3 protein-coding genes are annotated in these 1,176 nt (G+C 43.0%); all 3 read left to right on the top strand.

Translation table 11 applies throughout. The features are described 5' to 3' along the window. A partial coding sequence (locus ABD76_RS19950; RefSeq protein WP_197253431.1) for a transposase occupies nucleotides 1-193 on the top strand: 193 nt, incomplete at its 5' end. 221 nt (nucleotides 194-414) lie between these two features. Further along, a complete protein-coding gene (locus tag ABD76_RS19945) occupies nucleotides 415-834 on the top strand; it encodes a hypothetical protein (RefSeq protein WP_197258897.1) in 420 nt (139 codons plus the stop codon). Nucleotides 835-912: 78 nt separating this feature from the next. Further along, nucleotides 913-1,176 (top strand): transposase (locus ABD76_RS19940; RefSeq protein ID WP_478354326.1); only part of this gene is annotated, 264 nt, incomplete at its 3' end.

The following is a 1,176-nucleotide window of genomic DNA, read 5'->3' as shown; positions in this document are numbered from 1 at the left end:
GCAGCACGAAGAAGGGATCCTTCGGTGGTTCCATAGTAAGATGACGAACGGCTTGTTGGAAGGCATTAATGGTCTGGTTCAAGCAGCTAAACGTCGGGCCAGAGGCTACAGGAACGTAGAAAACTTGATTGCGATGGTGTATATGACAGCCAATAAGCTTCGTTTGCCGTTGCTCGCGGCGCGCCGAGCATAATATCCCTTTCCGCCTTCTTACCCTGCTTCAGATGTAGAAACAGCGGTCAAGCGAACTCCTTGACGGCTGTTTCTACATCTGAAAATCTCTTAAAGGCGGAAGGGGTTATGAAACTAATATTCAACACTGTACCCACCCAGTAGAGCGAAGAGCCTTATTTTCTCGATGGAAATACGATCGGAAACTGGAACATCATCATGTTTGATATTGGTTGAATCCAAATGAGCCAATATGATCTCCCCTCAAGTATCTTTCTTCTTTTTGAATTAACCCTATGTTTCAAAAACAAAAATATCCGACAGCATAGGTTATTTGTTCATAGTCTAATATTAGCTATTTATGCTTCAAATACTCCATATTATGAATTTTCTCTTACAAAAGTAGATTGTCCCAATATACCTTGTAATACAAAAGCATATAGCACGACAAAATTTGATGTAGACAGACGATATCTTACGATAAAAGGATGGCAGGATACTGGTACTTCTACTGAAGCTTCAGTTGCATATCAAGTAGTCGTGAAAGGATGGTTCTCTGACGACGTGAAAGGGGAGAAAATTATTCAAGGAAATTATTCGAAAAAGGGAACCTGGTACGAAGAGCAAATAAATGTTGGCTCGAAAGCTTTAGAAGTCTGGTGAAAAAGTCCGCTTAAACAGGTCTTTCCCACGGTTTTGTCGAATTTGTACTGTAACAAATAATCGAGAGAGTGATTGAACATGAAAGCCTATAAGTCATCGGCTGTCCAGCCTCAGATGTTTCAATTCGTGGATATGGATGAACTCGTGCCGAAAAAGCACATCCTGCGTCAAATCAACGAGGCGCTTGATTTATCCATCGTCTATGATTGGGTAGCGCCGCTATATACGGAACGCACCGGTCGCCCGGCGGCTGACCCGGTTTGGGAAAAAGCGATCTCGAACTGGTATGTCGGCATGCCAAAAAACGAAATCCGTGATGACAGAGGCGTTGTCACGCCTACT

Source organism: Paenibacillus dendritiformis (assembly GCF_015845845.1).
GTDB lineage: Bacteria > Bacillota > Bacilli > Paenibacillales > Paenibacillaceae > Paenibacillus_B > Paenibacillus_B dendritiformis_C.
Note: the sequence above shows the minus strand (reverse complement) of the source record. Positions and strands in the feature narration are given on the sequence as shown.

Coding starts and splice junctions, on each gene's coding strand:
- ABD76_RS19945 (WP_197258897.1), top strand. CDS start 415: ATGAGCCAATATGATCTCCCCTCAAGTATCTTTCTTCTTTTTGAATTA.